Source organism: Desulfogranum japonicum DSM 18378, assembly GCF_000429945.1.
GTDB classification, from domain to species: Bacteria; Desulfobacterota; Desulfobulbia; order Desulfobulbales; family Desulfobulbaceae; genus Desulfogranum; species Desulfogranum japonicum.
The window spans coordinates 95,763-120,784 of record NZ_KE386993.1 but is presented as its reverse complement, the minus strand read 5'-3'; the positions used below and the strand labels follow the sequence as shown (position 1 = coordinate 120,784).

The 25,022-nt window shown below is 44.6% G+C and carries 20 protein-coding genes; 12 read left to right on the top strand and 8 right to left on the bottom strand.

Features of this window, described 5'->3' with window-relative positions; translation table 11 throughout:
• Nucleotides 1-101: 101 nt before the first annotated feature.
• From fabZ to G493_RS0123310, 5 genes are all read right to left on the bottom strand, one after another.
• Nucleotides 102-557, bottom strand: coding sequence for a 3-hydroxyacyl-ACP dehydratase FabZ (fabZ, locus tag G493_RS0123335; RefSeq protein ID WP_035275793.1), 456 nt, complete (start codon nucleotides 555-557; stop codon nucleotides 102-104).
• Between the two features lie 6 nt (nucleotides 558-563).
• A complete protein-coding gene (gene lpxD, locus G493_RS0123330; protein ID WP_028582279.1) occupies nucleotides 564-1,619 on the bottom strand; it encodes a UDP-3-O-(3-hydroxymyristoyl)glucosamine N-acyltransferase in 1,056 nt (351 codons plus the stop codon).
• Between the two features lie 178 nt (nucleotides 1,620-1,797).
• On the bottom strand, nucleotides 1,798-2,970 hold the full coding sequence (locus tag G493_RS31010; protein ID WP_035275791.1) for an exo-beta-N-acetylmuramidase NamZ family protein: 1,173 nt from the start codon (nucleotides 2,968-2,970) through the stop codon (nucleotides 1,798-1,800).
• A gap of 82 nt (nucleotides 2,971-3,052) precedes the next feature.
• Nucleotides 3,053-3,940, bottom strand: a complete 888-nt coding sequence (locus G493_RS0123315) for a DMT family transporter (RefSeq protein ID WP_028582277.1) — start codon at nucleotides 3,938-3,940, stop codon at nucleotides 3,053-3,055.
• A 129-nt stretch (nucleotides 3,941-4,069) separates the two neighbouring features.
• A complete protein-coding gene (locus tag G493_RS0123310) occupies nucleotides 4,070-5,347 on the bottom strand; it encodes a DUF2332 family protein (RefSeq protein WP_028582276.1) in 1,278 nt (425 codons plus the stop codon).
• Between the two features lie 698 nt (nucleotides 5,348-6,045).
• Here G493_RS0123310 and G493_RS31005 point away from each other — a divergent pair.
• Both G493_RS31005 and G493_RS32710 read left to right on the top strand, forming a co-directional pair.
• Complete coding sequence (locus G493_RS31005; RefSeq protein ID WP_153306655.1) at nucleotides 6,046-6,399, top strand: winged helix-turn-helix domain-containing protein; 354 nt, start codon at nucleotides 6,046-6,048, stop codon at nucleotides 6,397-6,399.
• 71 nt (nucleotides 6,400-6,470) lie between these two features.
• Nucleotides 6,471-7,229: a pentapeptide repeat-containing protein gene (locus tag G493_RS32710; RefSeq protein ID WP_051309849.1), complete on the top strand. Its 759-nt coding sequence runs from the start codon at nucleotides 6,471-6,473 to the stop codon at nucleotides 7,227-7,229.
• 279 nt (nucleotides 7,230-7,508) lie between these two features.
• On the opposite strand, the gene G493_RS0123285 is transcribed toward G493_RS32710, so the two are convergent.
• Nucleotides 7,509-9,257 (bottom strand): DUF342 domain-containing protein, encoded by a 1,749-nt coding sequence (locus G493_RS0123285; RefSeq protein WP_028582275.1) that lies wholly within the window; start codon nucleotides 9,255-9,257, stop codon nucleotides 7,509-7,511.
• 704 nt (nucleotides 9,258-9,961) lie between these two features.
• On the opposite strand from G493_RS0123285, the gene G493_RS30995 reads away from it, so the two are divergent.
• The 10 genes from G493_RS30995 (at nucleotide 9,962) to G493_RS0123235 (ending at nucleotide 20,199) form a co-directional block, all read left to right on the top strand.
• Entirely contained in the window at nucleotides 9,962-10,702 is a 741-nt protein-coding gene (locus tag G493_RS30995) for a sulfate/molybdate ABC transporter ATP-binding protein (protein WP_051309848.1), read from the top strand.
• Nucleotides 10,703-10,715: 13 nt separating this feature from the next.
• Nucleotides 10,716-11,453, top strand: coding sequence for a molybdate ABC transporter substrate-binding protein (modA, locus tag G493_RS0123275; protein WP_028582274.1), 738 nt, complete (start codon nucleotides 10,716-10,718; stop codon nucleotides 11,451-11,453).
• A 4-nt stretch (nucleotides 11,454-11,457) separates the two neighbouring features.
• Entirely contained in the window at nucleotides 11,458-12,150 is a 693-nt protein-coding gene (locus G493_RS0123270) for a molybdate ABC transporter permease subunit (protein ID WP_051309845.1), read from the top strand.
• A 356-nt stretch (nucleotides 12,151-12,506) separates the two neighbouring features.
• Nucleotides 12,507-12,887 carry a YkgJ family cysteine cluster protein gene (locus G493_RS34940; RefSeq protein WP_084813741.1) on the top strand — a complete coding sequence of 127 codons (381 nt, stop codon included), beginning with the start codon at nucleotides 12,507-12,509 and terminating at the stop codon, nucleotides 12,885-12,887.
• A 270-nt stretch (nucleotides 12,888-13,157) separates the two neighbouring features.
• Complete coding sequence (locus tag G493_RS0123260; protein ID WP_028582272.1) at nucleotides 13,158-15,218, top strand: PAS domain-containing sensor histidine kinase; 2,061 nt, start codon at nucleotides 13,158-13,160, stop codon at nucleotides 15,216-15,218.
• A 22-nt stretch (nucleotides 15,219-15,240) separates the two neighbouring features.
• Nucleotides 15,241-16,134: a TIGR02285 family protein gene (locus G493_RS0123255; RefSeq protein WP_028582271.1), complete on the top strand. Its 894-nt coding sequence runs from the start codon at nucleotides 15,241-15,243 to the stop codon at nucleotides 16,132-16,134.
• A gap of 421 nt (nucleotides 16,135-16,555) precedes the next feature.
• Nucleotides 16,556-17,503, top strand: coding sequence for a cation diffusion facilitator family transporter (locus tag G493_RS0123250; RefSeq protein ID WP_028582270.1), 948 nt, complete (start codon nucleotides 16,556-16,558; stop codon nucleotides 17,501-17,503).
• Between the two features lie 45 nt (nucleotides 17,504-17,548).
• Complete coding sequence (locus tag G493_RS0123245; protein WP_028582269.1) at nucleotides 17,549-18,031, top strand: YchJ family protein; 483 nt, start codon at nucleotides 17,549-17,551, stop codon at nucleotides 18,029-18,031.
• Between the two features lie 34 nt (nucleotides 18,032-18,065).
• On the top strand, nucleotides 18,066-18,854 hold the full coding sequence (locus G493_RS0123240) for a GspE/PulE/PilB domain-containing protein (protein ID WP_161629884.1): 789 nt from the start codon (nucleotides 18,066-18,068) through the stop codon (nucleotides 18,852-18,854).
• Nucleotides 18,855-18,858: 4 nt separating this feature from the next.
• The gene (locus G493_RS0123235) at nucleotides 18,859-20,199 is read left to right on the top strand and encodes a hypothetical protein (RefSeq protein ID WP_028582267.1); all 1,341 of its coding nucleotides are present in this window, start codon (nucleotides 18,859-18,861) and stop codon (nucleotides 20,197-20,199) included.
• Here the strand turns inward: G493_RS0123235 and G493_RS0123230 are convergent.
• Together G493_RS0123230 and G493_RS0123225 are read right to left on the bottom strand one after the other, a co-directional pair.
• A complete protein-coding gene (locus G493_RS0123230; RefSeq protein WP_028582266.1) occupies nucleotides 20,174-22,852 on the bottom strand; it encodes a glycosyltransferase in 2,679 nt (892 codons plus the stop codon). The genes G493_RS0123235 and G493_RS0123230 overlap by 26 nt on opposite strands.
• Nucleotides 22,833-24,308 carry an HlyD family efflux transporter periplasmic adaptor subunit gene (locus G493_RS0123225; RefSeq protein ID WP_028582265.1) on the bottom strand — a complete coding sequence of 492 codons (1,476 nt, stop codon included), beginning with the start codon at nucleotides 24,306-24,308 and terminating at the stop codon, nucleotides 22,833-22,835. Before G493_RS0123225 ends, G493_RS0123230 begins: the two co-directional genes overlap by 20 nt.
• Nucleotides 24,309-25,022 lie beyond the last annotated feature (714 nt).

Sequence of the window (25,022 nt, the reverse complement as noted above, 5' to 3'; positions counted from 1 at the left end):
TGCATCTGGTGCCACCATATCATGGAATACATATAGAAACGCAAGTGTCCATGGATTGGAACCAGATATAAAAAAGGTAAACAGAATACAGGAGGTTAGCGTCAGGCGAAGGTTGCCATGAGTTCAGCCTCAGTAACCAGTTCATCATTCACATAGGCTTTACCGGCCATCTTCGTCAACCTGGCCTTATGCTTGATAAGCTCAAGTTTGAAGATTAACTGATCTCCAGGACGCACAACCTTACGAAATCTAACTTTATCGATACCGGCAAAGTACACCAGCTTTTCACCTATCATTTCAGGATCAGAAAGATACGCCAGTATACCTCCTGCCTGTGCCATTCCTTCAAGAATCAAAACTCCTGGCATGACCGGTTCCTGTGGAAAATGTCCTTGAAAATATGGTTCTCCCATGGATACATTTTTCAAGGCTACAATACTTTGCCCCAACACGATATCCGTCACCCGGTCAACCAGGATAAAAGGATACCTATGAGGGATAAGTTGCATAATTTTCTGAATATCTATGGGGAGTTGAATGTCATTTTCCGCTTTCATAATATATTACTTTTCCTTTCTGCTCACGGTAGCTTTTAATTGATCCACTTCCTTTCTCAGCCGACGCACTTCCTTAACCATCTCCGGTAAACGGCTGTAAGCTGCGGCAGACCTGCCCCATTTTTTTACCTCAATGGCAGGGACTCCACCAACCATGGCTCCCTTGGGCTGGCTGTTATGTACCCCTCCCATGGCTGCCACCATAACACCGTCATCAAGATGTATATGACCATTGATACCTACTTTGGCACCCAAAACGACATTTCGACCGAGACGTGTGCTGCCAGCAATGCCAACCTGCGCAACCAAAATGGAATTTTCTCCAATTTCCACATTATGAGCAACCTGAACGAGGTTGTCGATGCGCGTACCGGACTTAATCCACGTTACCCCAAAAGCGGCCCGATCCACACAGCTGTTTGCTCCTATCTGCACATCATCGTCGATACGAACGGTCCCCACCTGCGGTTTGGTGATATGGGAACCTGTTGTCCTGTCGGTCACAAAGCCGAACCCATCACTGCCAACAACTGCTCCATGATAAAGAACAACTCGTTTTCCTATGGTACATCCGTCTGCCACTGTCACATTTGCATGAAGGGTCGTATCATCGCCGATAATCACATCATCGCCGAGAACCACTCCCGGATACAGAGTCACCCGTTTGCCGATTCGTACCCTGTCACCGACAACCACCATGGGGCCGATAGTGACTTCATCGGCAACCTCACAATCGCTTCCCAACACTGCTTGAGGATGAATACCTTTTGCCTGAAAAGGTGTTTCCAACAAGAGATTGTGGATTCGGGCGGCAGCAATGTCCACCGGATCAATAATGATACAGCTTACAGGTGGTGAATCCCTTTCAACTGGAATGATACATGCTCCAGCCTGACAAAGATGCATCTTTTCATCCACCTGCCTGGCTGTATTCAAATATGTTATTTCACCAGGGCCAGCGAGATCGAAGCCGTTAAGACCACTAATCTGTTGCAGAGGGTCACCAACAACGACCCCTCCGACATATTCAGCCAACTCCTGAAGAGAGTATGAACGTGACACAACTATTCTCCCATGATAAATATGTCTTTTCTGATTCCAGGTTCCGCGTCTGTATTGAGATTTATTCTTTGCGAATCAGAGCAATTTCTGTCTATAAACACATGTTTTTTGCTCGAATTCAGGTGGTATCTATACTGTGCGATCCCGACCTGCAGGCGGCTCGACCATAGCGCATTTCTCATTCTCCGTAAAGTAAAACAGCAGAACGTTTTTGATGAAACTCATCTAACTCCTGACTCCACTCCGACTCCAATTCCTGAACAGGAGTGCCCTCCTCCAAGGCCTTACGCACAGCTTTACTCCCCAAAATCAAATCCATGGGCAATCGCTCGAATTCATATTCATAGGGTGGCTCCTTATAAGAAAAATCAACAGGATACAGCAACATACAGGCCTGAAGCAGAGCCAGACTGGTCCGATAACTGTTATACAGCTCTGGTTGATGAACGTGAATTTGGAACCCTGTACACGCATGCCCGGCCCATTTCCCTGAACAGGGTTCAAAAATAAGGGGACGCAGCCTGCATCCTATGCAGTCATCTGCACGTAAAAAGTCCAACACATGCTGATGGTCAAGATAAGGGGCACCAAAAATTTCAAAAGGCAGAGTTGTTCCTCTTCCTTCTGACAAAGAAGTCCCTTCCCATATAACCTGACCAGGATATACGAGTGCTGTTGACGCTGCAGGCATATTGGGAGAAGGAAAAACCCAGGGAAATCCAGTGTCGGCAAATTGCATGGATCGTTTCCAGCCTGCCATGGTAATGACTTCGCAGTCGACCTCTATATGTAACTCCCGACGACAGTATATGGCGAGCTCTCCTATGGTCATACCGTGACGCATGGGAATGGAACACAGGCCGACAAAAGAGCTGTATTCAGGTTCCAGGAGATTACCCTCAACCAGATTTCCCCCAATAGGATTTGGTCTGTCAAGGATAACGACCCTGACGCCGGTGTCAGCTGCAACCTGCATACAATACACCACTGTCCAGATAAAAGTGTACACCCTGGTACCGACATCTATCAAGTCAATCAGGAGAATGTCGATATCAGCAAACATTTCCGGATACGGTTTTCTGGTTTCTCCATATAAAGAATATATGGGAAGACCGGTTATCGTATCTGTGACATGTCCGGATTCCACCATATTATCCTGTTTTTCACTAAAGAAACCGTGTTGTGGTGAAAACAGGCAACGCAGCTGCCCTGGAAAGGAGGCTGCTATCAGATCCCTGGCATGGATAAAATTTCTGTCCGTGGATGCCTGGTTGGCAAGTAATCCCAGACGTTTTCCCCTCATCCATCCAGGTGGGGATGCAACTAGTTGTTCGAGACCATTGCAAATCATTGCTGCTCCATACAATTGAAATGTTCAAAGACTGACGTACCGGAAGAAACGCCGTCTGTTATTATTATATCGAGGACAGGCACTATTTAAGGTATTTCCTGCGCCAGGCAAGTCCTACATTTGCTCCGAAAAGGAGGCTGGCTCCAATCCAGCCGAACAGGTGTAAGGCAGGCTCTGCCACCAAAAGAGGCCCCAGCAGCGCCGCGAGCAAAATGCGCGTTGATGAAATAATAGCACCTTCCAAAGCCGTTACATAGAGAAACCCGAAAGTTAGACAATACTGACCGATAACGCCTGCAATGGAACAGGCGACTAAAAAAAACAACTCCAAAGGGTCTGGCCAGAACAACTGTTTGTGAAAAACGAGCAGCATCAGCAGAGCTCCCAATCCAAACATAAAAAAGAGAATAGTTTGGGAATCATGGTACCGTCGACTGATATTTAAATACACAATGGCAAAAGCTGCAGTTCCGCCTGAAGCAAGTCCCCAGAGATTATGGACATTCACCATCGTCAGACTCCCAGGATTCAAAATCAGCCAGACTCCTACAAAGGCGACACCTACAATGCCCAGGGCCACGGTATCTCGCTGTTCCTTGATCCATACCCACGAAACCAGGGCAACAAAGAGCGGATATGTCATATTCAGAATATTGGCTTCAGCCACACTGGTAACATCAACAGCTTTATAAAAACAGAACACAGCGATACTGTTAGCAATTGTTCTGCCAAGCAGATAATGATACCGTCTTGGTTTAAGGTGTTGCCTGTTAACCAGCATGGTGCAGCAAACCACCAGGAATCCGAGAAGAAAACGACTAAAGACATAAAATGAAGTATCAAGGTTTACATAGGGTTGTGCCCATCGGATTATCGCCGTAGCGAGATAGAAAAAAAAAGCCGACCCGAAAACGGCCAGCCAACCAAGGATTTTTTGATAACGAATAAAGGACGGGTGCTGGAAATCCATAAATGCGTCTGCCGACGAGGAAAAATCTTCTGTTCAACAGCGGGTTAAATTAAAAGAACTCAAACTGCATATATTCAAAACTTGCAATTCTACCTGTGCTGACAGCAACACAAGTAGCATCTTGCTTTCTCATTGCCAATATTTCTGCCACTGTCTGATACCTGGCAACCACTGTATCTGTGTTCCGTGGGGGTGGCACCAGGCCAAATGAAAAGAGATATGTGTTGCGGCCTGCCACACATTCGCACTCCATAAAACCCAGCCAAGATCCGGTGGTTTGCACGCTACTATATCCGGTGCAGCCAGATCCTGCTGGAACCATACGATAGCACGCTGCTGCCCGGTTGCCCACTGTTGAATGATTTCAAAAAGAGATTTTCCCTTATCGTGCAGATAGGTTGTAATATAACTTGAGAATAAAACCATCGGATCTGCCACTTCTTCGTCCTGAATTGTCTTTAGAAAGACAGCAAGTTCCCCTGGAAGCTCTATCCTGTATATTGGAATTTGTCCTTTCTCCATACAACATTCTCGAAAAGCCGCAATCCCCTCTTGGAGACGTAGCATTCGCTGGGGTTGATCACCCCACACAAAAGAGCACAGCAATCGTTCATCATGAAGATCATTCACAGGGAGAGGGAATCGGTCACAGCCAATCCGCGCACTGACAGCAGGAAACGTCGTTCTTTGCGGTGGGGTCCAACACCCGTGACAAGTAAAAATGAATTGTTCAGAATCAGCTGTTCCCACCTTAACGGCTGATGTATCCGCCATGTCAGATTCGAGAAGATACGAGCGTTTCTCTGCAACCAGATTCAATCCTGCACTTGCCCCGAGATCAACTATGACAACAGATTTCCAGGGAGTGTAAAGAAGAGGGAGAACCCACCCGAGACCTCTTCCGGTTTCATTGGTCTGCACCGACACAGTCGCGATCCATTGCTCGAGAAACTCTCTGTTTTCCTGAACCGTCTCAATCAACATGACATCCAAAACTTCCTCTGTGGGGAGTTTTAGTCCTCCAACTGTGGGGAAAAAGGAAGCTAACCCATCAGTACACCGCCCCTCAAGCACCAGGTAATGCAACCCGGAAGCGATAAGCATGGGAGTTTCAAATGGAGTGCGGGATTGTGCGGCTCTGATCAGCCATTGACCACAATCAGTCTGCTTCTGCAACCATCGGCCAATGCATCCAAAGATACTAGCATATAGTGGTGAATACTCCAGACAAAATGAACTCTGTTTACAGAAACGATAGCAAAGCTTTTCGGCAAATGAATAGGCAGGTGAGTTGGACATGGTATTGAAATAATATAGCTGGTTGAGCAGAGAGCCCTGTGCTTTGCAGTGGAAAAGACAAACTTCGAAAAGAAAGAATCCACCTTTGCCAGGAACAGGTATTCTCATTGATTGGCAAGTATTACCCTATTCCGGACTTTTCACGGATATATTTCGCAGTAGATGCAAGGTACCGGACATGCAGCCGTGGTAATCTAGAGGAGTCTGCGCTTACCTGCAACTGTTCGGTAACCATGTAGATAGTATACAACCTGCTCGGCCCTGCAGGGTGACTGAAAACAAGCAGCATCTTACACATGCCTGACAAATACTATCATTTCAACAAGTTAAGTATTAATTCAAAAAGTCATGAGAAATACAGGCTTTTGGCAAGTGCATACCCTTTTATCAGCATTGCATACCAAAGGATCAGTATGGAAGGCAACCGAAAAAAGATAAAATGATTTTTTGAAACAATATTGGTTTCTATGTTCTGAGAACTCATAATCGTTTCAACAAGAGCGCATGATCACCATCAAGCGCTGTCCAGACAGAAACATTTAAGTATAAAACCTTTCATTTTCGAACAATTCACCACCATTGTACCCTTTCCCCCCCAACATTTCACAGGCCTAAAAACCTGAAAACACGCAAAAATAACAAAAACATAGACACTGGCACCATTCTTGAAAATTCTTAAATAACGTTATTCCAAAAAAGAACAACGGGAAATCATTTCACTCATTTCCAGCTGGGCTGTCTTTTTAAAGTGAGCGAATCCACATTGATTTTCAATGACTATGGACAAACAGACAAAGGAGTAAGGTATGAAAAAACTCAGATCGTCATGCATGGTGCCACCGGAATGTTGCGTGGTGATAGAAATGGAAAAAGGTGCCCGGCTCGGCTTTCGCAAAGCGGTTTTATTGCAGGAGATTGAAGCTCTCGGCTCCGTAAAACAGGCTGCAAGGGTATCAAAAATAGAACATTCCCACGCTCAGGAACTTATCCGCGAAATGAATCGCTGCTTTACCAAGCCCCTTGTTTCCTATCCACAGGTAGCTGCCCCGGATGATCATGCCTCCCTCACCCCGTATGGTGCGCAGATGGTCTCAACATATTGGAAGCAGTTTGAACCAATCTGGCTTTCCATTCTGGAAGAAAGGGCTCGTCATTATTAACGAACAGAGAAACTGTCGGCGAAGCAAATTTGTTTTAAAAGTAACACGTTAACCTTTCAAGGAGATTTGAAATGACTACAAGAGAAATCCACAGATCAAAACTTAACACTCACTTTAGCCTCGAACAGTACGATCTTCTCATGAAGTGTTCTGCAAGCCAGGATATGACCGAATGGAACGAGTGGAGAAAGCGTAACCCCAAGATACCTGTACGGTTCCGAAATGCAGATATAAAAAACGCCTACCTCAGGGGAGCAGACCTTCACAAGGCTGATTTTCGCGGCGCTAATCTACGCGGACTGGACCTGAGTGGGGCCAAACGTGGCAACACTGGCAGGCTATGGGCGAATTTATCGGGAGCAGATTTTAGAGAGGCTGATCTCTGCGGAACAGACTTGCGAGGAGCAAACCTCAGCGGTGCTGATTTCAGCAGAGCGTATCTCTATTATACAAATTTGAGCTGGACCAAGCTGCGTGGCGCAAATTTTAGCGGCACCGATCTCTGGGCTTTCCTCTACAGAGCTGATCTCACAGCTGTAGACCTGGACCTGGCTAACCGGAGACTTTCTGATTTTACTAAAACTGGCTGCAAATACACAAAAATGAAAAATGCGGCTGTGCCTCCTGCTACAGATATATATACCGCTGACTCTGAAATCCAGTTGGTTCTGATAAATAACCTGCAGACCACCACCCGGAATCTCGGTGATGATTCTACACCGGATTTTTCAAAAATGTACTTTGCAAAAGATGCTGGGTACCGGGCATGCAATGCCTTTTACCCAAAACATACAGCTGATATCGGTGCCTATGCTTCCCTTCGAGGATAAAATTATGAGCATAACACAAAAATTGGGGAGCCAGGCGAGGAGCGGGACTCCGAAAAGACCATTTATACAGAGGCACTAACAAAGCAAATACGGTAAAACCTAGGTACTCCATAAAGATACTTTTTTGACAGTAGAAGCGGACCTGCTGGATAGAGCAAACGACTGGTGTCCTCTCCTGGGCAGCTCATGGCCCTTTCCTGCAGGTATGCCTGCTGGCCTATTTTATCAGCAGTATTTTTCTCGGGAAGGCAAAAAGAATTACATGTAAGACAACGTACATCACTTAAGCGGGATTGCAGTAATATGGTTGAGTGTATCATCAAGCATAAACCTCTGGCCAGACATATTCTCACTGATTTTCAACGTCTGATTACCAATCTGGAGTAAGGTTCCGGCAAATACGGTTCCGTATACTTCAATGGCAATAGCGCTAATATCAATACCCATCTGTTCTGTCCTCTCCTGAATGACAACCTGAGGAGAAGAAGCGTTGCCATTCTCTTCCACCGGCCTGGAAAACAAGCCGGTCCCTGGTATCATATTAATCCGTAAATTTCTCAACTTCATATCTTCAAGATTCCCTTGAAAAATTTTAAGTTTTTTCGTCCGGGTAATCCCTCTATACTCTTTCAGGCGTTGTGTGATTGATTTTTTATAATCAGTTAAGCGTTGCACAAGATTTCTGGAATGAAAAATCCGTTGTGCAACTACACCTGCTGCTATGAAAACAGGTTCTGCTCCAATACCACCTGTATCTCCGAGTGTAATACTCCCTTCAGCTATTAATTCTCCACCGACCACAGCACTGTTCTCTTTACAACGAATACTGCCGCCAGCATAGATTTTACTGTAATAGGATTGTTTACGTACCACACAATTACCATGGCAGTGTATTATTCCCTGCTCAATAAAATGGATATCACAATCACCAGAACTGCTTAAGGAACTCACATTTCCGGTAATTCCTCCTTTGACAACAATATTGGCAAGGCTGGCAACCTGCGTAGACATAACGCTTCCCCTGATTTCCAGATCACCTCCTGCTTTCACAAGAAACCCAGGCAGAACCGACCCGTGAACAACAATACTGTTTCTGGATTCAATATTTCCTGTTGAATAGTCTATATCTCCGAAAATCTCCAGTTTGGAAGAAACCTTGATAACGTTATCGCCGACCACTGACAACACACCATCACTGGTAGCGCAGACCTGGTTTCGTTCAGGGTCATACGCAACATCACCGTCGGTTTCAACGGTAATATCAGTTCCCTGTTTTTGAGCTATTCTTTCACCAAGAACAGTCAGTCCTGGTTTGCCTCTGGTAGGGGGCATTTTTGTAGCAATAATTTGATTTTTAAAGACAGGGACCATTATTTTGCGTTCACGAAAATCAATTCTGCCGTCTTCAAGCAACTGACCGGCAATGGGGCCGATTTCAAATTTAAATTTGAGATAGGCGTTATTCCCAGTAAGTGGCTTTCTTCCCTGTGCGACAAGTATCTTGTCATTATCAAGAGCTTTGCTTTGCAAACATTTTTTGGCAACATTGAGTTGTTTATAGTCAACCCCAACAACAATTCCAGATTTTGTAATCACATTGTACAAATCTTCACTTGAAAGAATAGCATAATTAAAAAGCAACGGCTTCACAACAAGGTACGCCTTCATCCGATCCTTTGACAACTCAAACAGGGGCTCGACCCAGACATGCAGGGCAAGGGCACTGTTTTCCTGAACCTGCACAAAATCTACATGGGGATAGCCAATCACAGAGGCAAAAATTTGGTTATTGTCTTCAGAAAAATATGTATTAGGCCCGCTGATAACATGCCTGCGCGTGAAATGTTCAGATTCAGGAAGATTCTCGTCTGTAAACTCAACCAAAACGTGATCTGCCTTTATCAATTCTGATATCGGCAATCTTTCAAGAGGATACTTTTCGCCAATCTTCATCTTTTTAGTGGTAAAACAAAGCGTTGGTTCAATACAATCTGCTGAAGAGAAATGTGAGTCGGGTGGTAAAACCATTAGCGAGAATCATCCTCGTTTAAAAACGATATTTCCGATGGATCAAATCAAATTGAAAGCAATTTGCCATGCCTACGAAGTCATTATAGCAATTTCCCTGAAAAAGGGAAAAAGGACAAGGGTGAGGAGAGCAGATTACTTTTCTTATCCCTTTCAAATCCGAAGAACCGTAACTGATAACAGGCCGTAGATCCACTCTCAAAATCTGAGAAATGTATTTCTCTATGAAGTGCAAGAAATAGCAGCCACCGTTATTCTGAAGTTGAACAACGAGGAAAAATTGTCTATTATGCGTAAAATACACATTGAACACAGCTTGCAATTGCGGTCGTGCATTAATTTTCCTTGTGATTGTTCCCTTCTCATTCTTTCTCTTTCCTCTTCATATATGCAGTGAATCAGAAACAGGAGAATCACTGTACGCGTTATTCCTTATTCAAACAACGGAATAGGGAACTCGCTGGTTCAATAACAGTAACGGCAATGACTTAGAGCAGGACATAGTCAAACAGCATCACTTTCTGTCTAGACCCCGCTCAAATATACATCAGGAGAACTTCATGAATTCATTTCTTTTCTTAAAAAGACGAAAACAAATGACTGGCCACTGTATTCTATCCCATCCGGACGTTACCCTATGATTACCTACCCGGAAAAGACTGCAAAGCTTTTAGCAGAGCTCCTTTAAGCCTAAGGAGATATTCATGAAATATTTTCACCACCATGGCTTGAGCTGTTCTATAGAAAAACAGCTTTCTGCCTTTGTCCTGCAGGTCTCTTTTCATTGCCCACCAGGTGAAACGACACTTCTGGTAGGCCCTTCAGGTTCGGGAAAATCTACCCTCCTCCGTTGCCTTGCCGGCCTGGAGAGTGCCGACACCGGATATATCCAGTTCGAAGAGGAATGTTGGTACAATCAGAGCAACCATAAGTCTCTTTCCCCCCAATGTCGTCAGATCGGGTTCCTGGCCCAGGATTATCCTTTGTTTCCCCATATGAGCGGTTTGGAAAACGTAATGTTTGCGGCAAAATCAAAAAGTAAAGCCCATCAATTCCTGGATATTCTGAAAATATCACACCTGGCGGATAAAAAGCCTCACCAGCTTTCCGGTGGTGAAAGACAACGTTTTGCGCTGGCCCAGACATTTGCCAGATGCCCCAGAGCACTTTTGCTGGATGAACCTTTTTCAGCCCTTGATCTGGAAAACAAAAGGATCCTTCAAAACCTGGTCACCACCATTCAACACTCAGAAAATCTACCGGTTATTCAAATCACCCATGACCTCCACGACCCCCTTTTGCAATCCGCACATGTGGTAGCCATTAATCAAGGCACGGTTGACCCGCTATGGCTACCAACACAATACGCGGAGTTTGAACGATACAGAGCTATTTTTCCCATTAACCACTTTAAGCAGAAATCCCCTGTGGAAGAATCTGCATGACAGGAGTGATATCATGAAACGTAAAAGTACACTTATCCTTATGTTGCTCATTGCAGCACAGATTTATCATCTTCAGCCAGCTTCAGCTGGAGAAGAACTCACCATAGCAGCCGGTGCAGGCTATAAACGGTTAGTTAAAGAACTCTGTGCCACCTTTTCGACTTTACAAGGCGGAGAAGTTCAACAAATATTCGGTAACATGGGACAAGTCACAGCACAGGCAAAGGCCAGTGACCAAATTGACTGTATTATTGGCGATAAAACCATTCTAGATGTCTCTGCGCTACCATTCAAAGGAGAAGTAATTATTGGCCAGGGAAAACTGATAGCTGCCGTTGCCAGAGGAGTTCAACCAGTACGACTTGAGGCACTCAATGCTCCCCACATATCACGTATAGCCTACCCTGATGCCCAAAAGGCCATATATGGAAAAGCTGCACATCAATTTCTGGAACGCCACAATTATCAAGAGCAGTTAGCTCAAAAATTGTTGATGGTAGGTACCGTTCCCCAGGTTTCAGCCTATGTGCTCAGTGGTGAAGTAGACGTGGGATTTATCAACTCAACAGAAGCACTGGCACTTCAGGGCAAAGTTGCTCAACTGATTCCTGTGAATCAGGAAGATTATTCTCCAATTCTCATAGTAGCCAAACAACTCAACCACAATGAAGAAAAAGACATTACCAAGAGCTTTCTGACATTCCTGAAAACACCCAAAGCAGCTGAAATAAGTCATAAACACGGGTTGTGACACCATGCTCTTGCAAACAGTCTGTACAGTTATTCAACAACCGGCCACACTGGCTGCACTCTGTCTTAGTGGTAAGGCGGCTTTGGTCGTCTTACCACTTCTTGCATTATGGGGCGTAATTCTTGGTTATGTATTGGGCCGATTCCAGGGACGGTTTATTTCCGTTTTAGATTTCATCATCACCCTTCCCCTGGTTTTTCCTCCCATTGCCTCAGGCTTCATACTGCTCATGCTGCTTGGACGTCGCAGCATAGTTGGTGGATTTCTTCACCATACTCTGGGGTTGGATATGATATTCAGCTTTTGGAGTGTGGTACTGGCATCCTTTATTGCCGGCCTCCCCCTTATCGTAAAACAGGTGCAGGCAGCCATCCGCCGGGATACCAAAAAATTGATTGAGTCAGCCTACGTTCTCGGCAAATCGCCATGCACCACCTTTATTCAGGTTGTACTTCCTTCCATACGTACCAGTATCGTTATCGGCCTTTCCTTAGCCTTTGCCCGTTCATTGGGTGAAGTCGGAGTAACACTTATGCTGGGCGGGAACATCAGCGGTAAAACCAACACCATTTCCCTTGAAGTTTACAATGCTGTTTTTACAGGAGAATATGAACGCGCGTATGTATTGGTTGCCATTTTAGGCGCCCTCTCTCTCCTTCTCATTTCCCTTACCAGGATCCTGGCCAGATGCGAGTGAGTTTACAGGAAACTATAGCTGGATGTCATTTCCTTCCACATTTCTGCTAAACAGTAAAATAATTACAAACATATAGCCCCTTGCCTCCAAAAACATCTTCCCGACAAACTGTTTTGCAACACTCTTTACTGCACTCCGGAGCATCCTCTGTCAAGATATTGATATAAAAATAAAAACAAACTGAAGACACGACTGCGCCGGTTAAAAATAGAGACAACAAGCATATGGCCCATGGAGGGAAGATTTTTCTATTTTGCATTTTGCGCATATTCTTTCTTTCCTTGGCGCCGTTTTACGTGTACATAACAATATAGATGGGTCTTTGAACATTACTCTTTCCGTATTTGAGAGGTTTCATGAATACCGGACATTACAGCCTTTCAAGAAACAAGCAATACTGTAACTTCTGCCCTGGATATTGCTGCTACCGGCTTCCTGGATCGACCCTGTATCTTGACAATGACGACATAAACCGAATAGCAAGATATTTTAACATTTCAGATGGCGAGGTTCGAAGCAGATATATTGAAGGAAGAAATACTTTCCGTGTACGGGAAGATGGCTCATGCATATTTTTAATCAATGGCAAAATGCGGGCACGCTGTTCAATACACACCGTAAGGCCTCGTCAATGCAGAGAATTCCCTTACAATAAATCATGTCCATATCTGGAAAGTGACGACCTCTTATCGATAATACAGCCCAAAATAGAACACAGCATGGGTCTTACGCTGTGACGATTTTCTACATTTGAAGGCAAGAAATAACAGGGAATACTCCCTTGTGAGCAGTAACGCAGAATACATTCCCTAGGGTTACGTAAAACAATAATTATCCAAACAAATCGCAGGATATCGGCGCATTCTCATGACGCTTTCAATGGTGCCATACTGGCTGTATTGATCCAGTGAGACGGTCATGAGAATCAGTGGCGAAACCGGCAAACGTAGATAGTTTTTTCGAACCACTCAGCCAGTTAGACAATCAAGTGCTTTTGTTTACATGTTATGCGCCACGCCAAATTTTTTAGACATACATTTAACAGACGACATCTGACCTATCTGCTCATTTTTTTCATATTTTACATTATCAATTCATCAATCTACCTCCACAACCACGCACAAGAGGAAGAGAATTCTTTTAAAAACCACGCCCTTATCCTGGCAAATGACGTCTGGGCCCTTGATCAGCTTGCTGTTCAATCATACCTGCAACTCGCAAGAAATGCCGAGGAATTTCAGTCTCTTCTCGTGACCATTCCCGAAAATCAGGAATTCCTGAGTATTACAGGACACCTCTCCGGAAGACTGGCCAGAATTATGCAACACTTTGGCTTAATCTGGACCAGAGAGATGCATGCCAAGATCATGTATAACAATCTCCGCATAGGGACTCTGCAGGGAAAAAAATACGTGACCGTGATTTTTCCGTTGCTCAATATCCTGATGCTCCACATACTCCTGGCGTTGCTCACTCTTCTAATCGACCATCAGTTTCAAAGACGCCGGTTTCTGGAAAAAGAAGTGGCAACCACCTCGCAGAGTCTTGTTGACAGTGAACGACGCTTCCAGGACCTGGTTGAGCTACTCCCTGAAATGATTTTCGAATTTACTTCTGACGGGACTATTCAATATGCCAACCAACGGGCCTGCCAAAAATTTGCTCTAGACCCGTTACATTCAAGCATAAACATATTCAACCTTATGCAACCCGAAGACCGTGACAGGGCTCGGGAGGTCATGAACAAACGCATCACCAATGAAAGTCTTCCCCTGTTTGAATATACGGCAATTGATAAAAACGGAGAAAAATTCCCGCTTCTACTGAAAAGTGCTCCCATAACCCATCAAGGAACACTCAAGGGGATGAGAGCTATTGGTGTTGACATAACTGAACGTAAGCAACTAGAGGAAAAACTGCGACGGGACCAGAAAATGAAAAGCATAGGTCTCATGGCGGGTGGCGTTGCACACGACCTGAACAACATCCTCTCGGGAATAGTTAGTTACCCGGATCTTATCCTCCTGGACTTGCCGCAAGACAGTCCCTTACGGGAACCACTGGAAGAAATTCGTAAGGCGGGATTCAATGCCAGGGAAGTTGTTGCAGATCTTTTGACCGTTGCACGGGGCGTAGTGATTGAAAAGGAAATCTGCTCTCCCAATGAACTCATTTATGAGTATTTAACGTCACCTGAATTTAAAGAGCAACAAAAGGAAGCTGACAACATTACCTTTACGACCTCTCTATGTCCAAACGTGCACCACATTAACTGTTCACCTATCCATTTTCGCAAGTGTCTAATGAACCTTACAAACAACGGAATAGAGGCAATTCCGTATGAAGGTACCATATGCATTACCAGCTCCAATATAGAAATTGCGGAAAAAGAGACTGGAAAGGACTACACCCTCGCCCCCGGAAACTATGTTCAAATAACTATAGAGGACACAGGCCCGGGCATTCCTGCTGAAATCAAAGAACATATTTTTGAACCATTTTTCTCAAAAAAAGTCATGGGAAAAAGCGGAACAGGCCTTGGACTTGCTATTGTCTGGAACACCATGCTGGATCACGGAGGCGCGGTAAAAGTTCACAGTACAACATCAGGATCAACATTTACCCTGCTCTTTCCCAGCGCACTTTGCCCCATTCCTCAAACGAAAAAGCAACAGGAACTTCTTCCCGTTGAGGTTTCAGACCGATCAATCCTGGTAATTGACGATGAACCGGGACAGAGGCAACTCGCCACAAAAATATTACAGACCCTCGGTTTCAAGGCATACGCTGTCTCGTCTGGAGATGAAGCTGTGCAAAGGCTGCGTAAACAACCGGCAGACCTTATCCTGCTTGATATGCTGCTGGAACACGATCAGCCCAATGGCAAAGAAGTATTCCGGCAGATCGTTACAGAATTCCCTGCACAACGGGCGGTCATTACCAGTGGTTTTGCTGACCATGAAGACATTGTCGCCACCTTGAATATGGGTGCGTCTGGTTTTGTCCCCAAACCGTATACCCTGAACCAGATACGTGAGGCCATATACGGCGCACTCCAACTTTCGTAACCAAGCTCAAACAAAGAGAAGAATGATTTTTCTGAGATCCCCTTTTGTTACCTGGCATCGTTTACCTGTCTTCTTGTGTATACTTCTGATTTTCACAGCCCATGCTGCATTGGCTGGCGAAAAAATCTACTGGATGGAAGCGGACGCCCCTCCATTTTTCATCCATGAAGGAAAATATAAGGGACAGGGATATGAAGATCAGATTACAGCTATTGTAAAGCAATATTTGCCCCAGTATGAACATATCCACATAGTTGCAAATATTTCGAGACATTATCGGCAATGGCAAGATGGAGAACCTGCATGTAGTCTGGCCATGTATAAAACTCCTGAACGTGAAGAATTTGCTTTTTTTTCAATTCCCAGCATGCTGACCCTTCCTCCTGTGCTTATTATAAGGAAAGACCATTTTAAATACTTCGGAGGCAAAAAAGTTGTCAATCTCACCAAAGTCCTCAAGGAAGCACAACATCTCATTGGCAGGCCTGAACACCGCTCCTACGGGAATACAATCGATACCATTCTCAACACCTATGGAAATTCACGCAATATCTACTCCTATGAAGGTTCTCAACTGTCGCTGAACATGTTCAAAATGCTGATTGCCGGCCGTATAGACGCCCTGCCCGGTCTTCCTGAAGAGGCTATGTACCTGGCCGAAACTCTTGATCTTCGGGATCAGATAATGACCCTGACGATAGAAGAGAACCAAAATGAATACGATGCCATGCTCACCTACGTGGCCTGCTCAAAAAATGCCTGGGGTAAAAAGGTCATATCAGAAATCAATGAGGTACTACGAGCCCAAAGACCTTCGGAACAATATCGTTCTACCTATGAACGGTGGCTTGATGAAAGCAGCTTGGAAGGATTTCGCAAGTTGTATGAAAATGTTTTTCTTAAAATTACCCAATGATCAATTGAGTACGCCAGGAGTCTGTCGGCGAATTGCTTTTTTTCTCAGATCAAGGCATTTTCAAGAAATCAAGCACAGCCATATATTTGATATTGCACGTATTGATTTTCTGGAAACAACACAAATATAGATAAAAGAGCTTTCTCCCCCAGGCTCTCAGTATCCGTCCAGAACCATGGATTTTTGCTCAAGTTTAGGTAAACGTAGACTCCGAGGCATGCGATATATTTTATCGCAGACATCCAGCTGATATCTCGAGGATAAAATTTTGAGCATAACGTAAAAATTGGGGAGGTAAAGCCAGGAGCGAGACTCTGAAAAACTCCTCCGTTTGCAACTGAAACAATCGCCAGTAATTTCCCGACTCACGTGTAAACAGTACAGCAGCTGGCAATAAATGCGCGCAAGGAACACTTTATACATGGAAACTTCTTCAAATATAGCAATATATGGAGCAATAGCAGCAAATATCGCCATTGCCATCTGCAAATTCATCGCCGCTTTTTTTACAGGTTCTTCTGCTATGTTTTCAGAAGGAGTACACTCCCTGGTTGATACAGGTAACGGAATTCTCCTCCTTGTAGGCATACAACAAAGCAAAAAACCAGCCGATGATCTACACCCTTTTGGATTTGGCAAGGAAGTTTTCTTTTGGAGTTTTGTCGTAGCTATTCTGATTTTTGCTTTGGGAGGAGGGTTCGCTCTATACGAAGGATTCAAACATCTCCGCCATCCGACTCCCCTTGTCTCTCCTGTATGGAATTATGCCGTTATAATCCTTGCCATGGCCTTCGAAGGCAGCGCCCTTAGGATCGCTTTACAACAGTTCAACCGCTACCGAGGCGACAAACCATTTCTTCAGGCATTCAGGGATAGTAAAGATTCCTCTCTTCTTGCCGTCGTTATAGAAGATAGCGCCGCCCTACTGGGACTTACGATTGCAGCAATGGCTGTCTTTTTAGGGCAGGTAACCGGTCTTCACATCTTTGACGGATTGGGATCTATCCTCATTGGCCTACTTCTTGTTTCAGTCTCCATGTTTTTTGCCATAGAATGCAAAGGGTTGTTGATAGGGGAAGGATTATTGCCTGAACGAGTTGAAATTATTATGGAGATCTTGCGAAACGAAGACTGCATAACAGATTTCTCCAGACCACTCAGTCTATATCTAGGCCCCCGACAGGTCTTGGTTAACCTGGATGTTCACTTCAAAGACGACCTTTGTCCGGATGAAATCGAACAGGCCATTGACCGTATCGAATCTCAAATAAAAACCGCCTTGCCCATTGTCAATCGTATCTATATAGAAGCTGAAAATTTATGTATAAAAAAGACTAAAAAGTCTGAGTCCATACCGACCTGCTCGTAAACGAATACTTACTATTGCAAATGAAATCAAAGGTCTAAACACATAATGAGTAAAACGACTCCCCTTCTTTCCTGTCCCTGCGGTTCTGCCAGTTCCTATGCACAGTGCTGCGAACCATACCTTGAAGGCAGGGAAAATGCTCCCACCGCTGAAGCCCTCATGCGATCACGCTTTACAGCATATACACGTGCTGACACAGACTATCTGCTGAAAACCTGGCACCCTGAAACACGGCCAACAAGCATAGACAAAGAAACCATTCCCCACTGGTATGATCTGCAAATTCTTGCGACAAACAATGGAAACGCCGAAGATGAACATGGTACTGTGGAATTCCTGGCCTTGGCCCGGACAATACATAACCAATCAATTGATCTGCACGAAAAGAGTCGTTTTGTAAAAATCGACAGCCAATGGGTGTATCATTCAGGTGATCTCACGTCCCAGGCTGAGAGTAAAAAGCCAGGAAGAAACAAGCCCTGTCCCTGCGGAAGCGGAAAAAAATATAAAAAATGTTGCGCACGCTGACAGGCACCCTGGGAATATTTCAATGGACAAAACCATGACCACCTCAAGAAAACATTTAGGACAGCTCCTCGTTGAAGATAAGGCAATCACAAGGGAACAATGCGAACAGGCATTATCCATGCAAATGGGTGGGGGACGGCGAATAGGAAAAATATTCCTGCGTATGGGACTGGTAACAAACGATCAACTCCTGAAGGCGCTTTCCAGACAGTTCAACTTACCTATCATTGATATCAGCAACGAAATATCCAGAGATAACTGTGCACTTTTACCCAGACATCACTATCTGAAGTATTGCATATTCCCTTTGCACTCACCCCAAAACGGTGTGCTTCGCCTCGCCATGTCTGACCCGTCAGACAGTGAAGCCATTGAATACGTAGAAAGAATAACAGGCAAAGCTGTACAGCCCTGTCTGGCCACACAGGACGACATCATATCCGCCATACGGCAACACAGTACATTTTCCTGGAGGGGCTTCTTTACCCCCAGAACGTACCACGCCTCTGGCAGAGCTACCTCAATTGTCATTATTTGTATCATTGCTGCCCTGCTGTGGGCTAATTATTCCCTGTATCATGCTGCAAAATACGGGCAAACCATCATTACCGGCCAGTCAACCATCTACAGCCATCATCATTTGAACGTAGAAGTCGGGAAGTCTGGGATGACAACACTCACCGGTCACGGTGCTCATGCAGAGGGAGCATACAACGTCACTTTTTCTTCTATCCAAGGGTTAACCGGCTTTATCAGCACCCAAAAAAATAATCTTTCCCAGGAACAGACAGCATGGCTGCACTGGGTAATTAACAACAGGTAAGCCTATGTCAAAAGCACAATGGACAACTCGCCATCGTATTCTGATATCCATTTCCCTAATGGGATTGGCCCTGTTTAATGCTGGGGCAAACAGCCTGGCAGGAGAAATTCATTCCAAACTTTCTGAGGACAAAGCTGCCTCTGCATATACTATGCATGGCCTGCCAGAGCTTACCATTAACCTGTCACAATTTGGGCCAGATTTCCTTGAAGGCGACTCCCCGGAACAGAGCAGGTCTTCCATTCAGGCAATACTTGAGGGTATAAAAGAGGTAGAAGCAGAATATCTGGACCAGCTCCAAAGCCATAGATCTTCCTATGGGCTATATGCTGCAGGAGAATATGACTACGATTCCATGCACGCTGAAGATCGTTATCTTGCCGGTGTTCGATGGAAACTCCTTAATAACGGCTATTATGAGACCATCCGTGAAGATGCCAAAAAAATACTGCAAACACAACTCGAATTTTACCAACTCAGACGCGACATGCTTGACCGGCAACTGGCGGACGAGATGTACCGGATATTTACCCTGGAGAATCACATTGAACTCCATTACCATTCTGAACGAGCTCAACTACTTAAGGAAATTTTGCTTGCCCGCGAACAACAGCTTGCCCATGGATATGTTACCCGGGATGATGTCATCGACATTGAAAGAAAGCTGACCAAGGCCCGGAGAAGAACAGCTTTTTACCAGCAAAGCGACCACGTCGGCTTTTCAAAACCCGAACGTGAACTGTGCAACAAACTGGAAGCTGTCCGGCTTCGGCCAACAGATGATCTGGCTTCACTGGCCCAGATACATTCACACGATCTTGCCATTCAAGACATATTTAATAAAAGAGCTGATTTCCTTCCAGCCTGGCTTGATGATGCATCTCTGAACCTGCATGCGGAATATAAAGATGAATTCTACGAACGGGAACGATCTGTTGTAGGAATAGAGCTGGAAATTCCCTTAACCTGGGACTTGAAACGTTCAACTCTCATTCAAACTCAAAAACGGGTTTACGGATATCAAAAACAGGCAATCAACCACAGAATACGCCAGCGTCTTGAAAAGCTCTCCTCTCTATATGCTTTTCATCAGGAAAGGCTTACAGAACAGCAGGATGATTTACATTTCTTGTTGTACCAGCTAAAAAAAACACAAACAAAACAAGAACATGTTATTCAGAATCTGGACACAGACCCAGCCAGAGAACTGAATCTTCTGAAGCTGGACCTGCTCGACACCCAGACCGAGGCACATAAAACACGGCTGAAATTGTATCAAATCATTCAAGAGAGCATGGCGATAACCCAGGCAGAATCTGTTACTGATCTATTTGCACTTGACTGAAACTGTTCTCCGGACCATTTGGCGGAGCCCAGGAGGCATCATCCGGAGCCAGGGTAATAGCCTGCCATTTGTGCTCAGGGGGAATGGCAAACTGAATATTATTGATTATGTTGTGATGGGGATAGCCACCGTGGACATTAAAGTCCACTGTGGAATAAATGTTGGCAAACGTATTATGTGCAGAACTCCACTGCAGGGTAATATGTCGAATGTCTTTGACAAATAAATCTTTCAGGACACATTTAAACGCTCTGGCAACCCTGAGGTATCCGCTCCCTTTTTTCCCTTTGTTCCAGGCACCTACAATGGTGACGCCCTTTGCTGTATTTGCGTAGGAATTTTCAAAAACAAGGGAATGATTCCCCGCCTGTAACAGGGACACATTTTCGATGGTAATGAAGGCAGTCCAGATACATCTCAGGAGATCCACCCTATATTCGGGAAAGAGGTTCTCATACCTGAATCTGACATTCTCAATATCGGCATTGGGAACAGATTGAATAAGAGTCAGATCCCGCACTGTAACATGCTGCACTAACTCTGGCCGTATAAGCTGTGTACTTTGCGCGCTATAATCGATATCCAAGGTCCTATCCAGGTAAAACAGATTGGCATTGTGCTTATCTACAACATGAAACATACTCTGTCTGATAATCGGACTCTTTTCGCGCCAACGTAAACTGCCGATACTATCGAAAAATGCCTCGTCATTTGCCTGTCTCAGCAGCAATATATCGCCAGCTCGCAGCATTTTCTTCGCATCGTCAAACTCAATTACAGAGTTACCTGCCCCGGCATCTGTCTGTAAAAAACCTAGTTTCTTTCCAAATCTGCCGTGGATGTGCAGCACAGCTTCATCAGGAGACTTTACCATGCTCTGCAGAATAGTTCTTTCCTGGCCGCTCCCTTCAAGGGTAATGTTGGATCGATCAATTACAAGAGGATGCATGAGATCCAATTTTCCTTGAGGAAGTCTGATAACAGTTCCATCCACCACTTCTCTGATCAACGTATTCAGCGCAACACTGTCGTCCCTGCCATCGTCAGGTTGAACACCATAATCCCGTGCATCCAAAAAATCATGGTCCTGCTTACCGGCTGCAGCGGCCTGCAGAGCATACACATCAGGAAGCCGAATGACCTGTTCAGTTACCAAGAGCGTGAAAAAAAACAATCCATATGAAACAAACATAAGATAGCGCGGCATATAACGAGCCAACACATGGGGTATGGGGATTTTATCTTGTGTTGCGTCTTGCATAACACCTCCTTTTGACCATTTTTGATCGGAAAGAAAGAAATACGCGCGTATTTTAATTACAGCCCCAACCCATTGATTAAAAAGCATAAGCGGGATGGTGATAAGACTTACAGGGTGGCCGTTCAAAGCGATAACAAGCATCTGAATTGTACGCACAATCAGCACCCATGCTATAAATATTGGGAAATAAACCAGGTTTTTAAATATCGAGAGAATCAGGGTGCCGGTTATCCCAACAAGAGATGTCCACATTGATATACGTTGATCAAGGATGCAGAACCAGATGAAAACTCCGGTTTTTTTCCATCCCAGTGCCAGAGCCCTGCCATTATTTCGTAAGGTATTCCCATACCAGCGATATGGCAGGCTGGTGCTCAAATCCAGAAAGCTGGCATCACGACTTTCCAGAGAGTAACAAATGGCGTCGGGCACGTACAACATTTCCCAGCCATCACGCAATAAATAGAACCAGCTGCTTTTATCGTCCCCCATAAGAAAACGAAATTTACCATGCAAGGAGTGCAGAAGGATATCATTTTCAAGGAAACGGATGAACTCTTCACGGACAACGATTTCTGTTCTAAAAATGGAGAAGCGCCCGGTCAGAGTTAATACCTTATGAGATAAGGAATGGGACTGAAACAAAATATGCCGCTGGCCGAATTTAAGATTAAACCAATCTTTATACCACTGAGATGTAGTGTTGATATAGGCAAGTTCGTTTGTGGTTACAGCCCCCAAATTCTTTTTCAAAAAGAACAAGGGTATTGTCTTGGCCAGTATGCCTGGCTCAAGGTAACTGTCGCCATCCATAAATACGGTAACGCTATTGGCATCATTTATTCTTTTATCGTTGTAACGCCTTGCAACAGCCCTGAGTGCGTGCCCCATGGCTATCCGTTTTCCCTGTGACTGTCGTTGAAGAACCAGTTCGACCTTTTCAGATGCCGGATGAGCACGATACGCCTCGCTGATAACAGCATCGTCCCGGTCCGAGCCGGTGGCTACAATCAGCGACGCAGAACATGGAATTCCATTCAGTTCCGAGAGAATGGAAAAAAAGGTCTCCACACTCACCCAGGGTTCTTCGTTGTAGGAGGGAATTATAAAAAAAATATGTTCTGGGAAACACCCTTGGCGGGCAGCATGATGTGCCTGCTTTCGAAGTCGCGGATAAACAAATAAACCGTACAACAATGCTCTGCAGTAATGTGTTGCCTGCCATGAATATCGCCAGGCGGCAAACAAGCCAATGGTGATCAGGGTTTCGTTTTTCACATAATAGAAATAGGGCCAGCTGCTGAGTCCGATGGCAAAGGCAATGGCAAGATAAAAAACAGCAGGCCCAATAACGGACAGAGCACCCTCTTTTCTACCGAATCGCTTCAGCATGCTCTTTTCCAAATACATTCATAAAGAATTCAGAAATCCTATCCACAGAGGCACTTTCTTTTTTCACCCATATTCTCACCCTGCTGTTGAGGGGTATTTTTCTTGCTATATCAGGCATATCAACTTTAATTACAGTCTGATCCAAACTGACCTCCTGCAGAAGAGTAGCCCTGGGGTTGATGGCACTATAGCCTATAGAGCTGATTTTCCCCTCATAGTCGGTATCCAGCTCAAAAGAATACACTTTGACAGGCATTCCCAGTTTTGCCTTGCCACTCTGCCTGGAGGGAATTTTAAAAAGGACAAAGGGTTTCTGATCGGTTGCAAGGGTAATAACCGTATCGCTTGCCAAAACGAATTCACCGGCAAAATGATCAACAGTGTACACCACCCCAGGCACAGGAGCACGAACACGCATGGCTTCCAGATTCTGAAGGAGGCTTTCTTTTTCAGCCAGGAGAATATCCTTTTGCAATTCCTGAAAATTTTTCTTTTCTTGGATAAGTTCACGCTTATTCTGGGCGGTTTCAAGCTCTCTAAAATAGTTGATACGCGCCCGGCGAAAACTTGTTTCAACAAACTCATAATCCTTAATGGAAATGATCTTCTGTTTGAAAAGTTCCTGGGCCCTTTGATACTCCTCGCTCTTATTCAGGTATTCTTCATTAAGTAGTTGCACCAACAATGACTTTTGGCCGGTGGAAAAAGGCTGTTCTCCTTCCAGATTGTCAAGCAGCCTGTTCTGCTGGGCAAGTTTTTTGGAGTTCACCTGTAATTCTTCAAGTAAACGCCCTTCATCCAAATCAAACAAGATATCTCCCGCATGCACTATATCGCCTTCATGGACATGCGTTTTTTTCACAGTGCCACGTACACCAGATTTAATCTGGAGCAAATTAGTCGAAGTTACCCCAACGGTTTCATATACAAAAACAAGGTTATAAACCACCGTGAAAATAATATACCCCATCAGTAGAAAACCAGCGGTCAGTGCCAAAAATGCCCGGCTTCGAAATTTCTTCAGCAGAGAGACCTGTTCTTCTGCCGTGATACTGATGGCTTCTTGAATGGGAGATTCAATGAGAGGAGCGGAAAAATCTGACATGAGGTCTTCAATGTTATCAATTTTTCCTTCCAGGGACAGTTCAAGATAATGGCGCAGGATTCGTTTGTGGCGATCAGTGATATTCTGCAGTTCAAAACCGACAATATCATCGCGAATATTTCTGCAGACCAATACAACATCCACATGAATGGATGCACCGGAACTCATCAGAATGAGTTTCCCTTCAAGAATGTCCCCCTTATGGATCTCCTCCTCATAGCCGAGAATGCCCACTCCGGTCATGGACCAGTCCGAACTTTTATAGACTTTGGTTCCGACCTGGATCAAAAGAGGGACATCCACCCTCTGTGATTTTCGCAAGTAATTATACTCACGAGTCAACATTGACATAAAAATAGTCTCCTGAAAATCACACTGTCAAACCAGACTGCTCTGCCAGGAGGCTGTCCGGGAACAGGTATTTTCGTTCAGAACGAGGCAAACCTAAAAATACCACAGACATACACTTGATATGCAGATAATATTTTTTCATATTCAACAAAGATCTCTGGGCAGAAATGGTATTCTCGGCCAGCCTCCCAGGTATCGTTACTTATGTATTGTAACAATTGATTTTTTTTCTGTATAGACTACATGTTTAATATCAGCAGCACCTACTGTATTTTCTATCATTCCAGTAGCAGGATGTACAGGTTTCCATGGGTGATCATGCTTTGCGAAAAATGAATTGAGAGAAAAATACGATTGAATAGATGTAACTAATCACAGTGTATGTATCTTCTTGGTTTCACTCACCTCCGAACTGTAACTGACACAGGTGTTCATATTTGGGCAAGCGCGATTTTGAGCAGATAAGCGATCAGCGCTAGACTCTGTGGAGTGCTTGTGATCAGTTTCGAATAACTTATTGTTTCTGCAGCCCTTATTGCTTGGATTTCTCATATGTTTTCTGGATTACGAATACACCTCCGTGAGTACATTCCAGCTCACCGTTTTTTCGTAAACGATTACAGAATTATCATGGGAGGTAAGCTGCCCATGCTGCCAGGTTCCCCTTTTCTCCTCATGGAAAACCACCCGATTGCCCCAAGAAAATTCACAGAC

Coding starts and splice junctions, on each gene's coding strand:
- G493_RS0123270 (WP_051309845.1), top strand. CDS start 11,458: ATGCTCTTGCAAACAGTCTGTACAGTTATTCAACAACCGGCCACACTG.
- G493_RS0123250 (WP_028582270.1), top strand. CDS start 16,556: ATGGAAACTTCTTCAAATATAGCAATATATGGAGCAATAGCAGCAAAT.
- G493_RS0123310 (WP_028582276.1), bottom strand. CDS start 5,347: ATGAGAATACCTGTTCCTGGCAAAGGTGGATTCTTTCTTTTCGAAGTT.
- G493_RS30995 (WP_051309848.1), top strand. CDS start 9,962: ATGAAATATTTTCACCACCATGGCTTGAGCTGTTCTATAGAAAAACAG.
- G493_RS0123235 (WP_028582267.1), top strand. CDS start 18,859: ATGTCAAAAGCACAATGGACAACTCGCCATCGTATTCTGATATCCATT.
- G493_RS0123255 (WP_028582271.1), top strand. CDS start 15,241: ATGATTTTTCTGAGATCCCCTTTTGTTACCTGGCATCGTTTACCTGTC.
- modA (WP_028582274.1), top strand. CDS start 10,716: ATGAAACGTAAAAGTACACTTATCCTTATGTTGCTCATTGCAGCACAG.
- G493_RS32710 (WP_051309849.1), top strand. CDS start 6,471: ATGACTACAAGAGAAATCCACAGATCAAAACTTAACACTCACTTTAGC.
- G493_RS31010 (WP_035275791.1), bottom strand. CDS start 2,970: ATGATTTGCAATGGTCTCGAACAACTAGTTGCATCCCCACCTGGATGG.
- G493_RS0123225 (WP_028582265.1), bottom strand. CDS start 24,308: ATGTCAATGTTGACTCGTGAGTATAATTACTTGCGAAAATCACAGAGG.
- G493_RS34940 (WP_084813741.1), top strand. CDS start 12,507: ATGAATACCGGACATTACAGCCTTTCAAGAAACAAGCAATACTGTAAC.
- G493_RS0123315 (WP_028582277.1), bottom strand. CDS start 3,940: ATGGATTTCCAGCACCCGTCCTTTATTCGTTATCAAAAAATCCTTGGT.
- G493_RS0123260 (WP_028582272.1), top strand. CDS start 13,158: ATGCGCCACGCCAAATTTTTTAGACATACATTTAACAGACGACATCTG.
- G493_RS0123230 (WP_028582266.1), bottom strand. CDS start 22,852: ATGCTGAAGCGATTCGGTAGAAAAGAGGGTGCTCTGTCCGTTATTGGG.
- fabZ (WP_035275793.1), bottom strand. CDS start 557: ATGAAAGCGGAAAATGACATTCAACTCCCCATAGATATTCAGAAAATT.
- G493_RS31005 (WP_153306655.1), top strand. CDS start 6,046: ATGAAAAAACTCAGATCGTCATGCATGGTGCCACCGGAATGTTGCGTG.
- G493_RS0123285 (WP_028582275.1), bottom strand. CDS start 9,257: ATGGTTTTACCACCCGACTCACATTTCTCTTCAGCAGATTGTATTGAA.
- G493_RS0123245 (WP_028582269.1), top strand. CDS start 17,549: ATGAGTAAAACGACTCCCCTTCTTTCCTGTCCCTGCGGTTCTGCCAGT.
- G493_RS0123240 (WP_161629884.1), top strand. CDS start 18,066: ATGACCACCTCAAGAAAACATTTAGGACAGCTCCTCGTTGAAGATAAG.